This is a genomic window from Nitrincola sp. A-D6, from assembly GCF_000764495.1.
Classification (GTDB): domain Bacteria; phylum Pseudomonadota; class Gammaproteobacteria; order Pseudomonadales; family Balneatricaceae; genus Nitrincola.
Genome location: NZ_JRLB01000098.1, coordinates 1 through 14825 on the forward strand (window position 1 = coordinate 1; position 14825 = coordinate 14825).

Annotated in this window: 20 protein-coding genes and 4 pseudogenes; 13 read left to right on the top strand and 11 right to left on the bottom strand. The window is 52.6% G+C overall.

Features of this window, described 5'->3' with window-relative positions; all coding sequences use genetic code 11:
* Positions 1-78 precede the first annotated feature (78 nt).
* Together LH51_RS15655 and LH51_RS20190 are read left to right on the top strand one after the other, a co-directional pair.
* Complete coding sequence (locus tag LH51_RS15655) at positions 79-1200, top strand: XRE family transcriptional regulator (protein WP_036523898.1); 1122 nt, start codon at positions 79-81, stop codon at positions 1198-1200.
* Between the two features lie 10 nt (positions 1201-1210).
* Positions 1211-1291 (top strand): DUF4411 family protein, encoded by an 81-nt coding sequence (locus LH51_RS20190; RefSeq protein ID WP_235263787.1) that lies wholly within the window; start codon positions 1211-1213, stop codon positions 1289-1291.
* A gap of 5 nt (positions 1292-1296) precedes the next feature.
* On the opposite strand, the gene LH51_RS15660 is transcribed toward LH51_RS20190, so the two are convergent.
* Both LH51_RS15660 and LH51_RS15665 read right to left on the bottom strand, forming a co-directional pair.
* Positions 1297-1722, bottom strand: a complete 426-nt coding sequence (locus tag LH51_RS15660) for an N-acetyltransferase (protein WP_036523901.1) — start codon at positions 1720-1722, stop codon at positions 1297-1299.
* Positions 1723-1737: 15 nt separating this feature from the next.
* Positions 1738-2067, bottom strand: coding sequence for an antibiotic biosynthesis monooxygenase family protein (locus LH51_RS15665; RefSeq protein ID WP_036523904.1), 330 nt, complete (start codon positions 2065-2067; stop codon positions 1738-1740).
* A gap of 154 nt (positions 2068-2221) precedes the next feature.
* Here LH51_RS15665 and LH51_RS15670 point away from each other — a divergent pair, with 154 nt between their 5' ends.
* The 11 genes from LH51_RS15670 (at position 2222) to LH51_RS15715 (ending at position 9213) form a co-directional block, all read left to right on the top strand.
* Positions 2222-3091 (top strand): DUF3800 domain-containing protein, encoded by an 870-nt coding sequence (locus LH51_RS15670; protein ID WP_036523907.1) that lies wholly within the window; start codon positions 2222-2224, stop codon positions 3089-3091.
* Positions 3092-3260: 169 nt separating this feature from the next.
* On the top strand, positions 3261-3659 hold the full coding sequence (locus tag LH51_RS15675) for a GFA family protein (protein ID WP_036523910.1): 399 nt from the start codon (positions 3261-3263) through the stop codon (positions 3657-3659).
* Positions 3660-3879: 220 nt separating this feature from the next.
* Complete coding sequence (locus LH51_RS15680; RefSeq protein WP_036523913.1) at positions 3880-4203, top strand: HesB/IscA family protein; 324 nt, start codon at positions 3880-3882, stop codon at positions 4201-4203.
* Between the two features lie 11 nt (positions 4204-4214).
* On the top strand, positions 4215-5159 hold the full coding sequence (gene nifU / locus LH51_RS15685) for a Fe-S cluster assembly protein NifU (RefSeq protein WP_036523921.1): 945 nt from the start codon (positions 4215-4217) through the stop codon (positions 5157-5159).
* 3 nt (positions 5160-5162) lie between these two features.
* Positions 5163-6362 (top strand): cysteine desulfurase NifS, encoded by a 1200-nt coding sequence (nifS, locus tag LH51_RS15690; RefSeq protein WP_036523923.1) that lies wholly within the window; start codon positions 5163-5165, stop codon positions 6360-6362.
* Between the two features lie 9 nt (positions 6363-6371).
* Positions 6372-6776, top strand: coding sequence for a hypothetical protein (locus LH51_RS23700; protein WP_200882023.1), 405 nt, complete (start codon positions 6372-6374; stop codon positions 6774-6776).
* A complete protein-coding gene (locus LH51_RS15695) occupies positions 6773-7549 on the top strand; it encodes a homocitrate synthase/isopropylmalate synthase family protein (RefSeq protein ID WP_200882024.1) in 777 nt (258 codons plus the stop codon). Before LH51_RS23700 ends, LH51_RS15695 begins: the two co-directional genes overlap by 4 nt.
* Before the next feature lie 15 nt (positions 7550-7564).
* The gene (nifW, locus tag LH51_RS15700) at positions 7565-7927 is read left to right on the top strand and encodes a nitrogenase-stabilizing/protective protein NifW (protein ID WP_052063849.1); all 363 of its coding nucleotides are present in this window, start codon (positions 7565-7567) and stop codon (positions 7925-7927) included.
* On the top strand, positions 7924-8385 hold the full coding sequence (locus tag LH51_RS15705; protein ID WP_036523925.1) for a nitrogen fixation protein NifZ: 462 nt from the start codon (positions 7924-7926) through the stop codon (positions 8383-8385). Before nifW ends, LH51_RS15705 begins: the two co-directional genes overlap by 4 nt.
* On the top strand, positions 8375-8959 hold the full coding sequence (locus LH51_RS15710) for a hypothetical protein (protein ID WP_036523927.1): 585 nt from the start codon (positions 8375-8377) through the stop codon (positions 8957-8959). The genes LH51_RS15705 and LH51_RS15710 overlap by 11 nt, the downstream gene beginning before the upstream one ends.
* Entirely contained in the window at positions 8893-9213 is a 321-nt protein-coding gene (locus LH51_RS15715) for a peptidylprolyl isomerase (protein ID WP_235263788.1), read from the top strand. The genes LH51_RS15710 and LH51_RS15715 overlap by 67 nt, the downstream gene beginning before the upstream one ends.
* A gap of 11 nt (positions 9214-9224) precedes the next feature.
* On the opposite strand, the gene LH51_RS15720 is transcribed toward LH51_RS15715, so the two are convergent.
* The 9 genes and pseudogenes from LH51_RS15720 to rsxA form a co-directional block, all read right to left on the bottom strand.
* Positions 9225-9506 (bottom strand): RnfH family protein, encoded by a 282-nt coding sequence (locus tag LH51_RS15720; protein ID WP_036523931.1) that lies wholly within the window; start codon positions 9504-9506, stop codon positions 9225-9227.
* An 18-nt stretch (positions 9507-9524) separates the two neighbouring features.
* A pseudogene (locus LH51_RS24915) lies at positions 9525-10213 on the bottom strand (electron transport complex subunit E).
* The gene (gene rsxG / locus LH51_RS15730) at positions 10206-10877 is read right to left on the bottom strand and encodes an electron transport complex subunit RsxG (RefSeq protein ID WP_081960865.1); all 672 of its coding nucleotides are present in this window, start codon (positions 10875-10877) and stop codon (positions 10206-10208) included. Before rsxG ends, LH51_RS24915 begins: the two are co-directional and overlap by 8 nt.
* Positions 10874-11959, bottom strand: a complete 1086-nt coding sequence (locus LH51_RS15735; RefSeq protein WP_036523933.1) for an RnfABCDGE type electron transport complex subunit D — start codon at positions 11957-11959, stop codon at positions 10874-10876. The genes rsxG and LH51_RS15735 overlap by 4 nt, the downstream gene beginning before the upstream one ends.
* Complete coding sequence (locus tag LH51_RS21625) at positions 11956-12297, bottom strand: hypothetical protein (protein ID WP_200882025.1); 342 nt, start codon at positions 12295-12297, stop codon at positions 11956-11958. The genes LH51_RS15735 and LH51_RS21625 overlap by 4 nt, the downstream gene beginning before the upstream one ends.
* A complete protein-coding gene (locus tag LH51_RS24920) occupies positions 12297-12617 on the bottom strand; it encodes an SLBB domain-containing protein (protein WP_442934856.1) in 321 nt (106 codons plus the stop codon). Before LH51_RS24920 ends, LH51_RS21625 begins: the two co-directional genes overlap by 1 nt.
* A gap of 60 nt (positions 12618-12677) precedes the next feature.
* Positions 12678-13438: pseudogene (locus LH51_RS21635) on the bottom strand (RnfABCDGE type electron transport complex subunit C); the annotation flags it as partial.
* 12 nt (positions 13439-13450) lie between these two features.
* A pseudogene (locus tag LH51_RS24925) lies at positions 13451-13974 on the bottom strand (RnfABCDGE type electron transport complex subunit B).
* A gap of 19 nt (positions 13975-13993) precedes the next feature.
* A pseudogene (rsxA, locus tag LH51_RS15750) lies at positions 13994-14568 on the bottom strand (electron transport complex subunit RsxA).
* Between the last annotated feature and the right edge of the window lie 257 nt (positions 14569-14825).

Consider the following 14825-nt stretch of genomic DNA (forward strand, 5'->3'; position numbering starts at 1 on the left):
CTAGGGGGAAATGATTTGAAATATAGTAACAGGGTGTCCTAGACTCTATAATTCAGGGATGAATAGGGATTAGATACCATGGCAACAACCGCACAGATAAACAACAGAATGCTGACTTGGGCACGTGAACGCTCTGGCATTGCTGTGCCTGATTTTGCAGTAAAGTGTGGGATCAACGAAGAGCGCCTCCGTCTGTGGGAGGAGGGTAAACAAGCATTGACCTTTAACCAGGCACAAAAATTTGCAAACAAGGCTCATGTCCCTTTTGGCTATCTGTTTCTCAGAGAGCCGCCTGTTGATGAACTACCCATCCCTGACCTGCGAACTATCGGTAGCCACGGTGTGAATCGTCCCAGCGCCGAACTACTCGACCTGATCAAACTCACTCTACAGCGCCAGCAGTGGTACCGTGAGTACCTGACCAATGAACTGGCAAAACCTTGTGAAGCCGTTGGCCGTTTAAGGGCCAATGCTACAGTTCAAGTTATCGTAAACGACATGAGGGAGCTTCTTGGTGTGCCTGCGCATCCGCAACGTGGCAGTTGGGAAGACTATTATCGAGACTTGGTTCAGCGTATTGAGACCTTAGGGGTGCTGGTTATGCGTGAAGCCAACCTTGGCCACTATACCAGACCACTGCGTGTTGAGGAGTTCCGTGGCTTCTCTCTAGCCGATGAATATGCTCCGACTGTTTTTGTTAATCATGCCGATGCGCCGGGAGCCAGACTATTTACCCTTATCCATGAACTTTGCCATATCTGGTTGGGTATTTCCGGTGTTTCTGATGGCAGCGAGTCCTCTGAGCGTGAAAGCGAAGTGAAATGTAATGCTGTCGCAGCAGAATTTCTCGTTCCCAAAACTGAATTCAGCCCCTTGTGGAAAAACTTCGATGTCTGGCAAGACAACCTAGCCCCTCTTGAAGCACATTTTCACGTGAGCCAATGGGTGCTTGCCCGCCGTGCACTAACGCTTGGTTTTATCAATACAGATCAATACCGTCAGTTTATTGCAGAGCAAAAAGCCCTCTGGGATGCTCGTAAAAATAAGGGCGATAGCGGGCCCTCATTCCATAAGACTAAAAATGCCCAAATCAGCAAACGCTTTTCCAAAGCAGTGCTTTCTCAAGCGTTTAATGGGCAGATCTTATTACGAGAAGCGGGTCAGCTACTGGGAATTAACCCGGCTAAGTTGAAAAGTTAAAATCCCAAATATCTGCCAAGAGTTCGGTGTTCGTTGCATAAGTACTTTTGATCTCCTCAGCGAACTCAAGCCACAGTTTGTTCTGGAATAGCTGGATTATGCGCAATACTCCATAACCAGTTCCGGTTGCCCCGTATGCTCATCAATCTGTTCATCTATAACAACAAATCCCTGCTTTTCATAAAACAGGATACTTGAATGGTTAGCCTTGTACACCGTTAAGCGCAGAATCTGCCGCTTGCGCATGGCATCACTCAATAAAGCCGTGCCTATGCCCTTACCCTGGTATTCAGGTGACACAAAAATGGCCGCCAGCGTGTTAGCGTACAAGCTATAAAACCCAATAATGCCAGAAGCATTCTCAAACACCCGGGTCTCTGATGCCGGGATATATAGGTTACGCATAGCATCCAGTTTTGACTTCCAGAACGCAGGCTCTATAAAATCATGCGCCTTAATCGACGCGGACAACCAGATATCAAGAATCTGATCGATATCTTCAGCAGAGTAATCACGCAACATCCAGCAAACCTTTCTTTATATTTTTTCGACCCAACTATAGTCTCGCTCAACCCTTGCGATCCTTGTTGTAAAACTGGCATACCACTTCTCACGCCCCAGCTTCTGCGCTATTAAATGTTCAGCATGATTTTTCCACTGCTGGATAGCCTCCAGATCAGCCCAATATGAAATGGTTATACCAACACCTTCACGTGCTGACTCCGCGCCCAGAAAGCCTGGTTGATCAGCAGCCAGTGCCAGCATTTTTTCCGCCATAGCATCATAACCATTAGCTTCCTCAGTACGTATTGAGGTAAAAATCACCGCATAATATGGTGGTTGGGGCGTGTTAGCGATCTTGGACATAGGTGTTAAACCACAAAAACTGAAAAATTCCGGTTATCTACAATATCACTCATCAACACCATCCCAAAGACGATTATTTTCGCCATAAAGCAATGCTCCGACTAAACTAAGCATCAGTCAGGTTATTTACACACAAGGAAACGGTGACTGAGTCATGACAGATAAGCAACAGCTGCCATTGTTTGAACAGGAATTATCTGAAAAAATTGTTGATCAAACGAACACTTCTTCTACAAGCCAACCGGAAAGTCCGTTCAGTAAATATATAGTGTACGTGGATGAAAGCGGTGATCATGGTATGGAAACCATTGACCCTCAATACCCACTGTTTGTATTGGCATTTTGTGTATTCCACAAACGGCACTACAGTGAACAAGTTGTCTCTTCGCTGGAAAAATTCAAGTTCAACCACTTTGGTCATGATCAGGTAGTGCTACATGAACATGAAATCCGCAAAGAAAAAGGCCAGTTCAACATTTTCCGCAGCCCTGAGCAAAAACATCAATTTCTCAACGAGCTCACACAGATTATTGATCGCAGTAATTTTATTCTAATTAGCTGTGTCATAGATAAGAGGCACTTGAAGAAACAGGATGCTATTAACGCTAACCCTTATCATATTGCTCTGGGTTTCTGTTTGGAAAAACTCTATGAATTTCTTGCCGAAAAATGTCAGGAAACGCTTAAAACTCATGTAGTAGTAGAATGTCGTGGCAAAAAGGAAGATAACGATCTGGAACTAGAATTTCGCAGGATATGCGACGGAAAAAATCGACTGGCAATCCCTCTATCATTTGATGTACTTTTCGCCGATAAAAAGGCTATGTCAACAGGTTTGCAATTGGCTGACTTAGTCGCGCGTCCAATAGGATTAAACCGTCTGCGCCCTGAACAGCCAAATAGATCCTTCGATGTGCTCAAAGAAAAATTCTATTGTGAAGGTGGCAGGCAATGTGCTGGTGTAGGCTATGAAGAGAGAGGATTAATGATTTACCCGCCTTCAGAAAGCGAAAAGCCCCGATGAAACTCACCGAGGCTATAACGCCGACCGGGCACCCCCAATCCATTTACAGTGAAGTATAGCAAGGACTCATTCAAGAACAACAGGAATTCAGAATATGCGCAAAGAAATTGGCATCGATTACGACTAAACTAAGCATCAGCCAGGTTATTTATACACAAGGAGATGCGCCATGAAAGCCAAATGTCTTTGCGGTTCAATCGAGGTCGTCGCGCCGGAGCATAAAGAAGTGGGGCTGTGTCACTGCTCGATGTGCAGGCGCTGGTCGGGTGGGCCGATGTTTGCGGTTCACTGTGGAGCGGATGTGCAGTTCAGTGGGGTAACGCCCTCGACCTATCGTTCATCGGATTGGGCCGAGCGGGGTTTTTGTCCAAGCTGCGGTACCCACTTGTTCTACCATCTGTTACCCAGCAATGAGTACATTTTACCGGCCGGGCTGTTTCAGGATCAGGCATTTCATCTGGCCAGCGAAATCTTTATCGATGAGAAGCCCGCCTATTATGAGCTGAAAAATGAAACTCAGAAGATGACCGGACAGGAAGTCTTTGAACAGTTTGCCCCTCCTTCTTGAGCCTGCTCCAGGGAAAGTAGCCAACCTTTCCTGTTACAAATCCGACAAAACCCTGCCTAAGTGCCATTCAATACACGCTTTTCTTTGTCGGATTTGTAACACAACTCATATCTTTCAACCATTTAGACATGACTAGTCCAGCTGGCACAGGGTTTGCCATATAACAGATATAGCGTCAGCGCCGTTCATGCGTTGTCAATCTGTATCCTGGAGGTCGGAAATGGTCACTTTAACACCTGCTGCACAACTCGCGATCAGTCGCTTTATTGAAAACGCCGGTTCCCCTGTGGCTGGGTTGCGCGTCTCGGTATCCGATGGCGGCTGTTCTGGCTACAAGTACGGACTGCAACTGGAAACCGCTGTATCGGAGCAGGATACCAACCTGTCCTTCGGTGAAGTCTGCCTGTTGATCGATCCCGAGTCCCTGCCGCTGCTGCAGGGCTGTGTGATCGATTTTGTCGAATCGCTGGATGAAAGCGGTTTCAAGTTTGAAAACCCGAATGCCAAGGCCGCTTGTAATTGCGGTAAATCTTTTGCTGCCTGAGAGGTCATGTCATGTGGAACTATTCTGAGAAAGTACAGGAACATTTTTTTAATCCCCGCAATGCTGGTGAGCTCGAAGGAGCAAACGGTATCGGCGATGTTGGCTCGCTGTCCTGTGGTGATGCCTTACGCCTGATGATCAATGTTGACCCGGACACCGAAGTGATTCTGGATGCACGCTTCCAGACCTTTGGTTGCGGTTCGGCCATCGCCTCTTCGTCAGCCTTGACGGAAATTATTAAAGGCAAAACACTCGATGAAGCGCTGCAGGTGAGTAATCAGGAGATTGCCGACTTCCTCGACGGTCTGCCACCAGAGAAGATGCACTGCTCGGTGATGGGACGTGAAGCGCTGCAGGCGGCTGTCGCCAACTACCGCGGAGAAGTCTGGAGTGATGACCACGAAGAAGGTGCGCTGATCTGTAAGTGTTTTGCCGTGGATGCGGTGCTGATCGAAGAAACTATCCGCGCCAACAACCTGACCACGGTGCAGGATGTGAGCTTCTATACCAAAGCCGGTGGTGGCTGTTCGGCGTGCCATGAAGGCATAGAGGAAATTCTCAACAAGGTGCTGGCAGAAACCGGCCAGTCGTTTCAGGCGGATGTTGCCAGGGTGCAGGCCGATGCCGAGAAGGCCCTGACGCAAATCGACATGCCAGCTGTTAGCGCTCCCCATGCGACAGATGCCGCCGCAAGTGGCCTGAGCACGCTGCAGCGCATTCGCAAGATCGAAGCAGTGATTGAGGCGGTCCGGCCGCAACTGCAACGTGACAAGGGTGATATAGAACTCATCGATGTGGTTGGCAAAACCGTGTATGTCCGCCTGACAGGTGCCTGTACCGGCTGCCAATTGGCCAGTGTCACCTTGAGTGGCATCCAGCAACAGTTGATCGAATCACTGGGTGAGTTTATCCAACTGCTGCCTGTCAGCAAATCAGCCGTTACCGCAGGAGCCTGAAGCATGGATACTATATATCTGGATAACAACGCGACCACTCAGGTCGACCCACAGGTGGTCGAGGTGATGCTGCCTTATTTTACTGAACAGTTTGGTAACCCGTCATCCCTGCACCAGTACGGCAACCGGGTCGGGCTGGCGCTGAAGCAGGCCCGCCAACAGATTCAGGCACTGCTTGGGGCTGAACAGGATACTGAAATTGTCTTCACCTCCTGTGGCACCGAAAGTGATTCGACGGCTATCTTGTCGGCGCTGAAAGCTCAGCCGGAACGTCGGGAGATTATCACCACGGTTGTGGAGCACCCTGCCATTTTGTCGCTGTGTGAGTATCTGGAGAAAGATGGCTACACAGTGCATTATCTGGAAGTAGACGGCCAGGGTCGACTGGATCTGCAACTTTACCAGTCACTCCTGAGTGAGCGGACCGCCATTGTCAGCATTATGTGGGCAAACAATGAGACAGGTACGTTTTTCCCGGTGCTGGAAATGGCCGAAATGGCTTATCAGGCGGGAGTCATGTTCCATACCGATGCGGTTCAGGCGGTTGGCAAGGTGCCGATTGATCTGAAAAACAGCAAGATCGACATGCTGTCGCTATCCGGGCATAAACTCCATGCACCGAAAGGTATCGGTGTGCTTTACCTGCGCCGCGGCACGCGTTTTCGTCCATTGTTACGTGGCGGTCATCAGGAACGCGGGCGTCGTGCCGGTACCGAAAACTCTGCCTCTATTGTCGCGCTGGGTAAAGCGGCTGAGCTGGCACAGCAATCACTGACTCATGAAAATACCGTCGTCAAAGCGCTGCGTGACCGTCTGGAGCAGGGCATCCTGTCTCAGATTGAACACGCCTTTGTCACCGGAGATGCGGCTAATCGCCTGCCCAACACCTGCAATATCGCCTTTGAGTATATCGAAGGGGAATCGATTCTGTTGCTGTTGAACAAGTACGGCATTGCCGCCTCCAGTGGCTCGGCCTGCACCTCTGGATCGCTGGAGCCATCCCATGTGATGCGGGCTATGGGGCTGCCATACACCGCCGCTCACGGCACGGTACGTTTCTCACTATCGCGTTACACCACCGAGGCGGAGATAGACCGCGTGATAGAGGTAATGCCGGGCATTATTAGCCAGCTACGTAGCCTGTCACCCTATTGGAAAAACGATGCGCCGGTTCAGGAAGCTTTTGATCCGGCCTATGCCTGAGGTTGACTTATGTCTGAGAGCGGCCTGGATATAGTGATTGATGACACCACCCTGCGTGATGGTGAACAAACCGCCGGGGTGGCCTTCTCGCGCGATGAAAAATTGCAGATTGCGCAACAGCTGGATGCACTGGGTGTGCCTGAACTGGAAGTCGGCATTCCGCCCATGGGGGAATCCGAATGCGAGGATATCCGCGCATTGGCAGATCTGCAGCTGTCCGCACAGCTAATTGCCTGGTGCCGGATGCGAGCGGATGATCTGCACGCCTGTCAGGGTTTGCCGGTACAACTGCTCGATCTGTCGGTGGCCGTGTCCGATCTGCACATCCACAAGAAACTGGGAAAATCACGTCCCTGGGTGCTGCAGCAGATCAGGCAACTGGTTCCCGCCGCCGTTGACCAGGCTTTGCCGTGATTGTCGGCTGCGAAGACGCCTCCCGTGCTGACCCGGAGTTTTTGCTGCAGGTGGCAGAAACGGCCCAACAAAGTGGCGCCCTCCGACTGCGCTTTGCCGATACACTGGGCATTATGGAACCTTTCGGTGTTTTTGCCATTATCAGCCGCTTGGCAGCCGCCACAGATCTGCAACTGGAGATGCACGCGCATGATGATCTGGGGCTGGCGACGGCTAACAGCCTCGCCGCGGCCAAAGCCGGGGCCAGCCATATCAACACCACCGTCAATGGACTGGGCGAGCGTGCAGGTAATGCGGCCCTGGAGGAGGTGGTACTGGGGCTAAGCCAACTCTACGGCCTGTCGACCGGTATCAATCTGCAGCATTTTCCAGCGCTCTCGTCTCTTGTAGCCGAAGCCTCGGGCCGACCGGTCAGCTGGCAAAAAAGCCTGGTGGGCGCCGGTGTATTTACCCACGAAGCCGGTATTCATGTCGATGGTCTGCTCAAGGACCCGTTGATCTACCAAGGGGTCGATCCAGCCCTTCTCGGCCGTCAACATGAGCTGGTTCTGGGTAAACATTCCGGCAGTAAGGCAGTGCAAGCACGTTTCGCTCGGTTGGGATTGCCGATAAGCGCCGCCCAAGCCCAGCCCTTATTGACTGCCATTCGTCAGCAGATGCGGCTAAGCAAGCAACCGCTCAGCGATACCCAGCTTATGGCGTTACATCAGCAGTTGCTTGTTTCTTCCAACCTTTCACCGGATGTGGCCAAAACGGCACCCGCCCTTTGTTGATATGAGGTGTTAAGCATGAATGCATCAAGCCAATTTACCAGCACAAGCGCATTAGAAGACGCGATGCAGGAGCTGGAAAGTGCCGAAGACTTCCTGGAATTCTTTGCCATAGAATTTGTTCCCTCGGTGGTACAGGTGAACCGCCTGCATATACTGCAACGCTTTCATAACCATATCCATGCCGGTAAAGCCGACCTGCCGGATCAGCCAGACGCTCTGTTCAACGTCTACCGGCAACTGCTGGAGCAGGCCTATCAGAGCTTTATCAACTCCAGTGCCCAGCAGGAGAAGGTACTGAAGGTGTTCAACCGCGCTGAGCCGGGTAAAGGCTTTGTATCCCTGAGTGCCATTCAGCCTGTCGCTGGGGGTCCAAAATGATCCCGGTGTATAACTACGGCGACGAAGTCCGGGTGATACGCAATCTGCGTAATGACGGCAGCTTTCCGGGCGTGGACAAAGGGCAGTTACTGGTACGTCGGGGTGAAACCGGACATGTACGCAATCTGGGTACCTTTCTACAGGATCAGATTATTTATACCGTGCACTTTATTCAGGCCGATATCCAGGTAGGCTGTCGCGAAGAAGAACTCGTCCCAGCCAGCACACCCTGGATAGACAGCCGCTTTGAAAACCGCGACAAGGTTGTGGCCGCTCTGGCCTTGTCCCTGCGTGGTGAGGTAATCGTGCCGCTCGATACGCCCGGTGAAGTGTTCAAAGTCATCCGCCATGAGGACGCCGTTCACTACCATGTGCAGTTTCCCGGGCATCTTTTGATCGTGCCGGAAAGTGCGCTACACAGCCTCCATCAGGAGGAGGAGCTTAGCCATGCATCCTGAAGCAGCTGAAACGCTAGCCTACCTTGAACTGAAAATCGCTGAATCTCAATTCACCAGTACACCTGACCAGCTCGCTGCCGACCAGCGTGCACAGGTATCGCTGCTGGCAAAACGCCAATATCTTCTGGAGCAGAAAATTCTGGCCAGCCATGAGGCGCAACAGGTGTTCCTGCCGGATCCAACACTGGATGAAGCCTATGACCGTATTCAAAGCCGCTATGAAACCCCTGAGCTGTTTGCCCAGGCCCTGTCCAACTCGGAACTGACACCCACGGGCTTCAAAGCCGCCCTGAACCGGGAAATGCGTATCGAGGCGGTACTGGAAAGGGTGTCGGGTCAGATTGAGCCAGTCACGCAGGATGCAGCTGAAATCTATTACTACAACCACCTGGAACGCTTTCAGCTACCCGAAAAGCGCCAGGCCAGTCATTTGTTGATTACCGTTGATGACCAGGATGAGGGGCTGATCAACGTGTTTATCGCAAACTCAGCGGCCTGGAAGAAAAAATCAAACAAAAGCCCGCCCGCTTCGACAAACTGGTGCTTCGCTATTCGGAGTGCCCCACCGCTATGAATGGCGGCAACCTGGGACAGGTCACATCAGGACTTCTCTATGACGCCCTGGATAAAGCACTGTTCAACATGCAACCGGGTGAAGTCAGTGCACCGCTGCGCTCCCCCATGGGCTACCATCTGTTGCGCTGTGATGCCCTGCACCCGGCAACTCGGCAATCCTTTGCTGAGGTTTCAGCACGTATTATTGAGCTACTGACCGAACGCCAGAAAAGCAGGTTACAGAAAGACTGGATCCGCCAGTTGGGGCGCTAATCACCGCACCTTCAGTCATCATCATCTTCTTCCGTTTTACGCCGTGGCACCTGAGTAGGGTCTGCCGTGATAGGTCGATAGATCTCCACCCGATCATACTCAGCCAGGGGTTGATCCGGCTTGACCAGCTTGCCAAACACACCAATTTTCTGTTTTGACAGGTCGATATCGGGAAAACGATCGAGTATGCCAGAGGCGTCGATAGCCGCCGCTGCGCTGGTGCCGACCGCCACATCCAGATTGATCCAACTCTGTTCACCACTGACACTGCTATACGCAACACTGACTTGCATCTCAGACTCCTGACCCGATTAACGGGTTGATTGGCACAGGGTTGTTGGTTGACTGGCCAACCGGCGTTTTCGTTGTTCGACCCGTCTATCTATCCAGCGCTTAGCTACCAGCAGAAAACCCACAGCAATAAAGCCGCCTGGTGGTAACACCATAATCAGGAAGCCGCGATAGTCGGGAATGACGGTTACTTCAAGAAAGGCGAAAGGAGCGCCCAGCAGCAGGTGTGCGTTGGCAAACAGGGTGCCGCTGCCGATCACTTCACGCACCCCGCCAATCATCACCAGGGCCCAGGTTAAGCCTATCCCCATCATCAGGGAGTCGACGATGGAGTCCCACAGGGTATTTCGCGAGGCAAAAGCTCGGCACGTCCTAAAATGGCACAGTTCACCACGATCAGGGCGATAAACAGCCCCAGCACCTTGTAGAGTTCATAGGCAAAGGCATTGATCAACATATCTGTCAGAGTAACCAGGGTCGCAATAATGACAATATACACAGGGATACGTATCGCCGGGCTGATAAGGTGTCGTAGCGTGGAGATAATCATATTGGCACCCAGCAGTACAAACAGGGTCGCCAGCCCCATACCCAAACCATTGGTTGCGGTACTGGTCACCGCCATAACCGGGCAGAGCGCCAGCATCTGCGCAAACACCATATTATTGCTCCAGAGTCCATCCTGGGCTAAACGCCGGTAATCAGTCATGATGTTCTACTCCTTGCACTGAGTTAACAGTGCTGACGGTTTGTTCAGGCAATTTAAGCGGATACAGCAGTGTTGGTTGCTCGGCTTCAAAAAACAGCAATGCCCGTTTAATTTCAGCGACGATAGCGCGGGGGGTGATGGTGGCGCCGGTAAACTGGTCGAATTCGCCGCCATCCTTTTTCACCGCCCAGCCTGCTGGCAGAGGGTTGTGCAGCGACTTGCCGCTAAAGTAGGTAATCCAGGGGTCACGCGCCACTTCAATTTTGTCGCCCAGGCCAGGGGTTTCCTGATGCACCAGCACCCTGACACCTGATAATTCACCATTGGCCTTGATCGCCACCAGCATTTCTATTTTTCCAGCATAACCACTGGCCTGCATGGGAAACACCACCGCAGTGATGTCACCCGCCAGGCTGGCCTGATAGTAGGTCAGGCTACCCCAGGGGGCTTCAATCTGACCGGCATGCTCGAGCAGATCATTGTCATACAGATGATCCGGTAGTACCTGTGAAAAGCTTTGGCGCATATCTTCCGCCAGCGCCTGCTGTATCGGCTCACGGGTTAATTGATAGGCCACAGCCAGCAAGGCACAGGTCAGCATCACTACCAGACCCAACAACAGCGACTGATAATCCAGGCGCTCACGCATCACCGCCAGATTCATAAGCGCTCTCCTGTGTTTATCTTCTGCACAGGTAGCGGCTGCCCCTTGCCGGAGCGGCCATAAATACGTGGGCGTACATAGCGGTCAATCACCGGCACCGCACTGTTCATCAGCATCACAGCAAAAGCGATGCCTTCAGGGTAGTTACCAAACGTGCGTATCAGGTAGGTCAACACGCCACAACCCAGGCCGAAAATAAAGCGCCCGGTGGCGGTTGCCGGCGCGGTCACCGGATCGGTGACAATAAACCAGGCGGCAAGCATGGCGCCACCGGTTAACAGGTGGAACAGGGCCCCAGGATGAGCGTCCGGGTAGAGGCTGCTTAACACCAGCGCCGGTGTCACCAGGCCAAGCATCAAGCCGACCGGTGCCTGCCAGGTAATCACACCGCGCCACAACAGAAACAAACCACCCAGCAGCAACAGCAGTGCGCTGCTTTCACCCAGACTGCCCGCCTGCAGGCCTGTCAGCGTATCCAGCCAGGTGTAACTCTGGGTTCCGAGTATCTCCTGCACCGAATCACCCAGGGCCAGACGGTTCTTAACATCGTCCAGCAGCGTCGCCCCGCTATAGCTGTCCAACAGGCCTGCTTGAGCAAAACTCTGCTGCAGGCTGGCACTGAACTCCGGGCGCTGCTGTATCTGCTGCTCTGGTGCCACCCATTGGGTCATTTCGACCGGAAATGCGATCAACAGCATCACCCGTGCTGCCATGGCGGGGTTAAACACATTCTGGCCCAGTCCACCAAAGATCTGTTTCAGCATGGCAACCGCCAAAAAGGTACCGGTGACTGCGATCCACCAGGGAGCCCAGGGCGGTAAGCACAGCGCCAGCAGCCAGCCGGTAACCAACGCCGAGCCATCAAATAGTTGCGTTTTTACTGGTTTTTTGAATAGCCTCAGAAATACGGCTTCCCAAACCAGGGCGCTGCTGAGACAGAGCAGCCAGAGATTAACCGCAGGCCAGCCATACAACCAGAAGCCATACAGGGTCGCTGGGGTCAGTGCCAATAACACCTGAAACATCATTACCGGCAAGCGCGCCTCGCTATGCGCATGGGGTCCATGAATCGGCTGCTTCATGCCGAGGCCTCCTGTTTTGCCGCATCTTGCTCGGCTTGTTGCGCTTTTTTTTCAGCGGCAGCGGCACGCCGCGCTGCCATCAGCGCTTCGCGATCGCGTGCTTCTCGTTCCATACGCTGTTCACGCCGCTGAGCCAGTAATTTGGTCGCCTCCATTTTCTGGCGCGCCTTGTCCTGTAAAATTAACTCGCCCTTGGCGTAATTGAATAAGTGCGTCAGTGGAATGGAGGAAGGGCAGATATAACTGCAGGCACCACAACCCACACAGTCGCTCAAACCCAGCTTGCTGGCACCCTTCAGATCACCAGAACGTATACTGGCCGCCATATCCAGCGGCATCAGCCCATGGGGCAGGCACGCACACAGCGACTACAACGCACACAGGGGCTGCTCTGCTTATGGCTGATTTCCTGCTCGGTAAGTGCCAGGATGCCGCTGCTACCTTTAATAATCGGCACATGCAGATCCAGCAGCTCTATCCCCATCATCGGCCCGCCCATCAACAGGCGTGCAGGCTTAGTATCAAAGCCACTGGCGCGATTCAGAAATTCACTGGCCAGGGTGCCCAGAGGCACCTCCCAGTTGCCCGGATGGGTCACCGCACCACCACTTAAAGTCACGATGCGTGAGATGAGTGGCTGATCCTGATAAATAGCCATCGCCACGGCATAGGCGGTCGCCACGTTATGCACCAGAATACCGCTGTCTGCGGCACGGCTGTGCGCCGGTATCTCTATACCGGTTAGCTGCTGAATTAACTGTTTCTCTGAGCCCATGGGATAGCCACTGGGCACCGCTTTAACCGTCACCCCTGTACCCCGTGAGGCTTCGGTCATGATTGCCAGCGCTTCAGGCTTATTGTCCTCAATACCGACAATCGCCCGCTTGGCCTGCACCGCATGCAGATAATCTGTGCTCCGCGCATAATATCGGCAGCGGCTTCGCGCATCAGGCGGTCATCACAGCTTAGATAGGGCTCACACTCACCGCCGTTCAGAATCAGCGTATCCACCCCTGACTTTAAACTGAGATTCAGCTTTACCGCGGCAGGAAAGGTGGCGCCGCCCAAACCCACAATACCCGCGGCGCCTATGCGATCGCAGATCGATTCTGGAGACAGGCTGAAAGGATCAGCTATCGGGTTACGGCTGATCCACTGATCACGGCCATCAGCCTCCAGTGTGACCACTAATACCGGCAAACCGGAGGGATGAGGTGCGGTATGCTCGGCAATTGCGGCGACACGTCCGGATGTCGGGGCGTGCACCGGTGCAGAAATGGGCCCCTGCGCAACGGCCAGCAACTGTCCCTTAAGCACTCTGTCTCCGACCTTCACCACTGGCGAGGCAGGTACGCCCAGGTGCTGTTGCAGGGAGACATACAGGCGCTCCATCACCGGAAAGTGCTGGATTTTGGTGGTGTTGCTCAGTGCCTTGTAGCCGGCGGGATGAACCCCACCTCGTAAGGATTTCCACAACATAATCGTCTCCTGTTACAGGGCGGGCTGACTCCACACCCAGGTTTGCAGCGTGGGCTGTACCGGCTCCAGATAGATACACTCAGTCGGGCACACGGCTTCACACTTGCCGCAGGCGGTGCAGGCATCCGCAAATACAACATGCATATGTTTCGCTGAACCCAAAATCGCATCGGTCGGACAGATTTTGAAACAGCGGGTACAGCCGATACACAGGGCTTCATTAATCCGGGCCACTTTGGGGCCTTCGTCACACAGGCCATTCAAATCCAGCGAAATACCCAGCTTTTCAGCAATAGCCTCAGCACCGCACGACCACCCGGAGGACAGAAGCTTGCGGGGAGATTGCCATCGGCAACCGCTTGGGCAGCCGCTCCACAGCTGGGATTGCCACACTGTCCACACTGAGTGCCGGGCAGTAACTGCTCAATCTCTTCCACCACATTACTGCGCTCAACTTTAAGCAGACGTGAGGCAATACCCAGCAACAGTCCCAGTATTAAACCCAACAAGGTTAACGGCATCACTGACATCAGCATGGTTAGTCTCCTCCAGAATTCAGGCCAGCCCGGCAAATCCCATAAACGCCACCGATAACAGCCCGGCAACAATAAACGCAATCGGCGCACCCTGATAAAGCTCAGGCACCTGCAATACCGCCAGGCGTTCACGCAGACCTGCAAACAGCACCAGTACCAGGGTGAAGCCCATGGCTGAGCCAAATCCGTACATCAGGCTTTGAATAAAACTGTGCTGGTTTTGCACATTGAGTAAGGCAATACCCAGTACGGCACAATTGGTGGTAATCAGCGGCAGGTAGATACCCAGGATCTGATACAGCGATGGGCTGACTTTACGAATCAGCATCTCGGTAAACTGTACAACGGTGGCGATCACCAGAATAAACGCCAGTATGCGCAAATATTCCAGCCCCAAAGGTTCAACAACCAGTTTTCCAGCATCCAGCTAGCTGCAGCCGCCAGACTCAACACAAAGGTAGTCGCCAAACCCATGCCCAGTGCGCCATCCATCTTGGTGGAGACACCCATCAACGGACATAAACCCAGAAACTTGATCAGTATCACGTTGTTTACCAGGGCGGTGGATACCAGTAACAAAATGTAATCAGACATGCCTTTCCCCACTCAGAACTTTGCTGAGAGGTATTCAGCAAAGTCTGTGCCATACACCTGATACCTTGTTTTACGCCTTATTTCAGTGCACCAGCGCCATTTCTGCATGGTGGAAATGCGACAAAATCACAGTTTGTTATTAACCCGACAAAACATTTGTTCTTAAATCAATCCGCTATCACCGCCAGCATCACATCCATACAAATGGTATGCCTATTGCATAGGCTTATTTACAGATTGACTGTCATAGGAACGTA

What these genes read in the sequence shown, in the direction of transcription:
- LH51_RS15655 (WP_036523898.1), top strand. Translation starts at nt 79, where the DNA reads ATGGCAACAACCGCACAGATAAACAACAGAATGCTGACTTGGGCACGT.
- LH51_RS15660 (WP_036523901.1), bottom strand. Translation starts at nt 1,722, where the DNA reads ATGTTGCGTGATTACTCTGCTGAAGATATCGATCAGATTCTTGATATC.
- LH51_RS15665 (WP_036523904.1), bottom strand. Translation starts at nt 2,067, where the DNA reads ATGTCCAAGATCGCTAACACGCCCCAACCACCATATTATGCGGTGATT.
- LH51_RS15670 (WP_036523907.1), top strand. Translation starts at nt 2,222, where the DNA reads ATGACAGATAAGCAACAGCTGCCATTGTTTGAACAGGAATTATCTGAA.
- LH51_RS15675 (WP_036523910.1), top strand. Translation starts at nt 3,261, where the DNA reads ATGAAAGCCAAATGTCTTTGCGGTTCAATCGAGGTCGTCGCGCCGGAG.
- LH51_RS15680 (WP_036523913.1), top strand. Translation starts at nt 3,880, where the DNA reads ATGGTCACTTTAACACCTGCTGCACAACTCGCGATCAGTCGCTTTATT.
- nifU (WP_036523921.1), top strand. Translation starts at nt 4,215, where the DNA reads ATGTGGAACTATTCTGAGAAAGTACAGGAACATTTTTTTAATCCCCGC.
- nifS (WP_036523923.1), top strand. Translation starts at nt 5,163, where the DNA reads ATGGATACTATATATCTGGATAACAACGCGACCACTCAGGTCGACCCA.
- LH51_RS23700 (WP_200882023.1), top strand. Translation starts at nt 6,372, where the DNA reads ATGTCTGAGAGCGGCCTGGATATAGTGATTGATGACACCACCCTGCGT.
- nifW (WP_052063849.1), top strand. Translation starts at nt 7,565, where the DNA reads ATGAATGCATCAAGCCAATTTACCAGCACAAGCGCATTAGAAGACGCG.
- LH51_RS15705 (WP_036523925.1), top strand. Translation starts at nt 7,924, where the DNA reads ATGATCCCGGTGTATAACTACGGCGACGAAGTCCGGGTGATACGCAAT.
- LH51_RS15710 (WP_036523927.1), top strand. Translation starts at nt 8,375, where the DNA reads ATGCATCCTGAAGCAGCTGAAACGCTAGCCTACCTTGAACTGAAAATC.
- LH51_RS15720 (WP_036523931.1), bottom strand. Translation starts at nt 9,506, where the DNA reads ATGCAAGTCAGTGTTGCGTATAGCAGTGTCAGTGGTGAACAGAGTTGG.
- rsxG (WP_081960865.1), bottom strand. Translation starts at nt 10,877, where the DNA reads ATGAATCTGGCGGTGATGCGTGAGCGCCTGGATTATCAGTCGCTGTTG.
- LH51_RS15735 (WP_036523933.1), bottom strand. Translation starts at nt 11,959, where the DNA reads ATGAAGCAGCCGATTCATGGACCCCATGCGCATAGCGAGGCGCGCTTG.
- LH51_RS21625 (WP_200882025.1), bottom strand. Translation starts at nt 12,297, where the DNA reads ATGCCGCTGGATATGGCGGCCAGTATACGTTCTGGTGATCTGAAGGGT.
- LH51_RS24920 (WP_442934856.1), bottom strand. Translation starts at nt 12,617, where the DNA reads ATGGCTATTTATCAGGATCAGCCACTCATCTCACGCATCGTGACTTTA.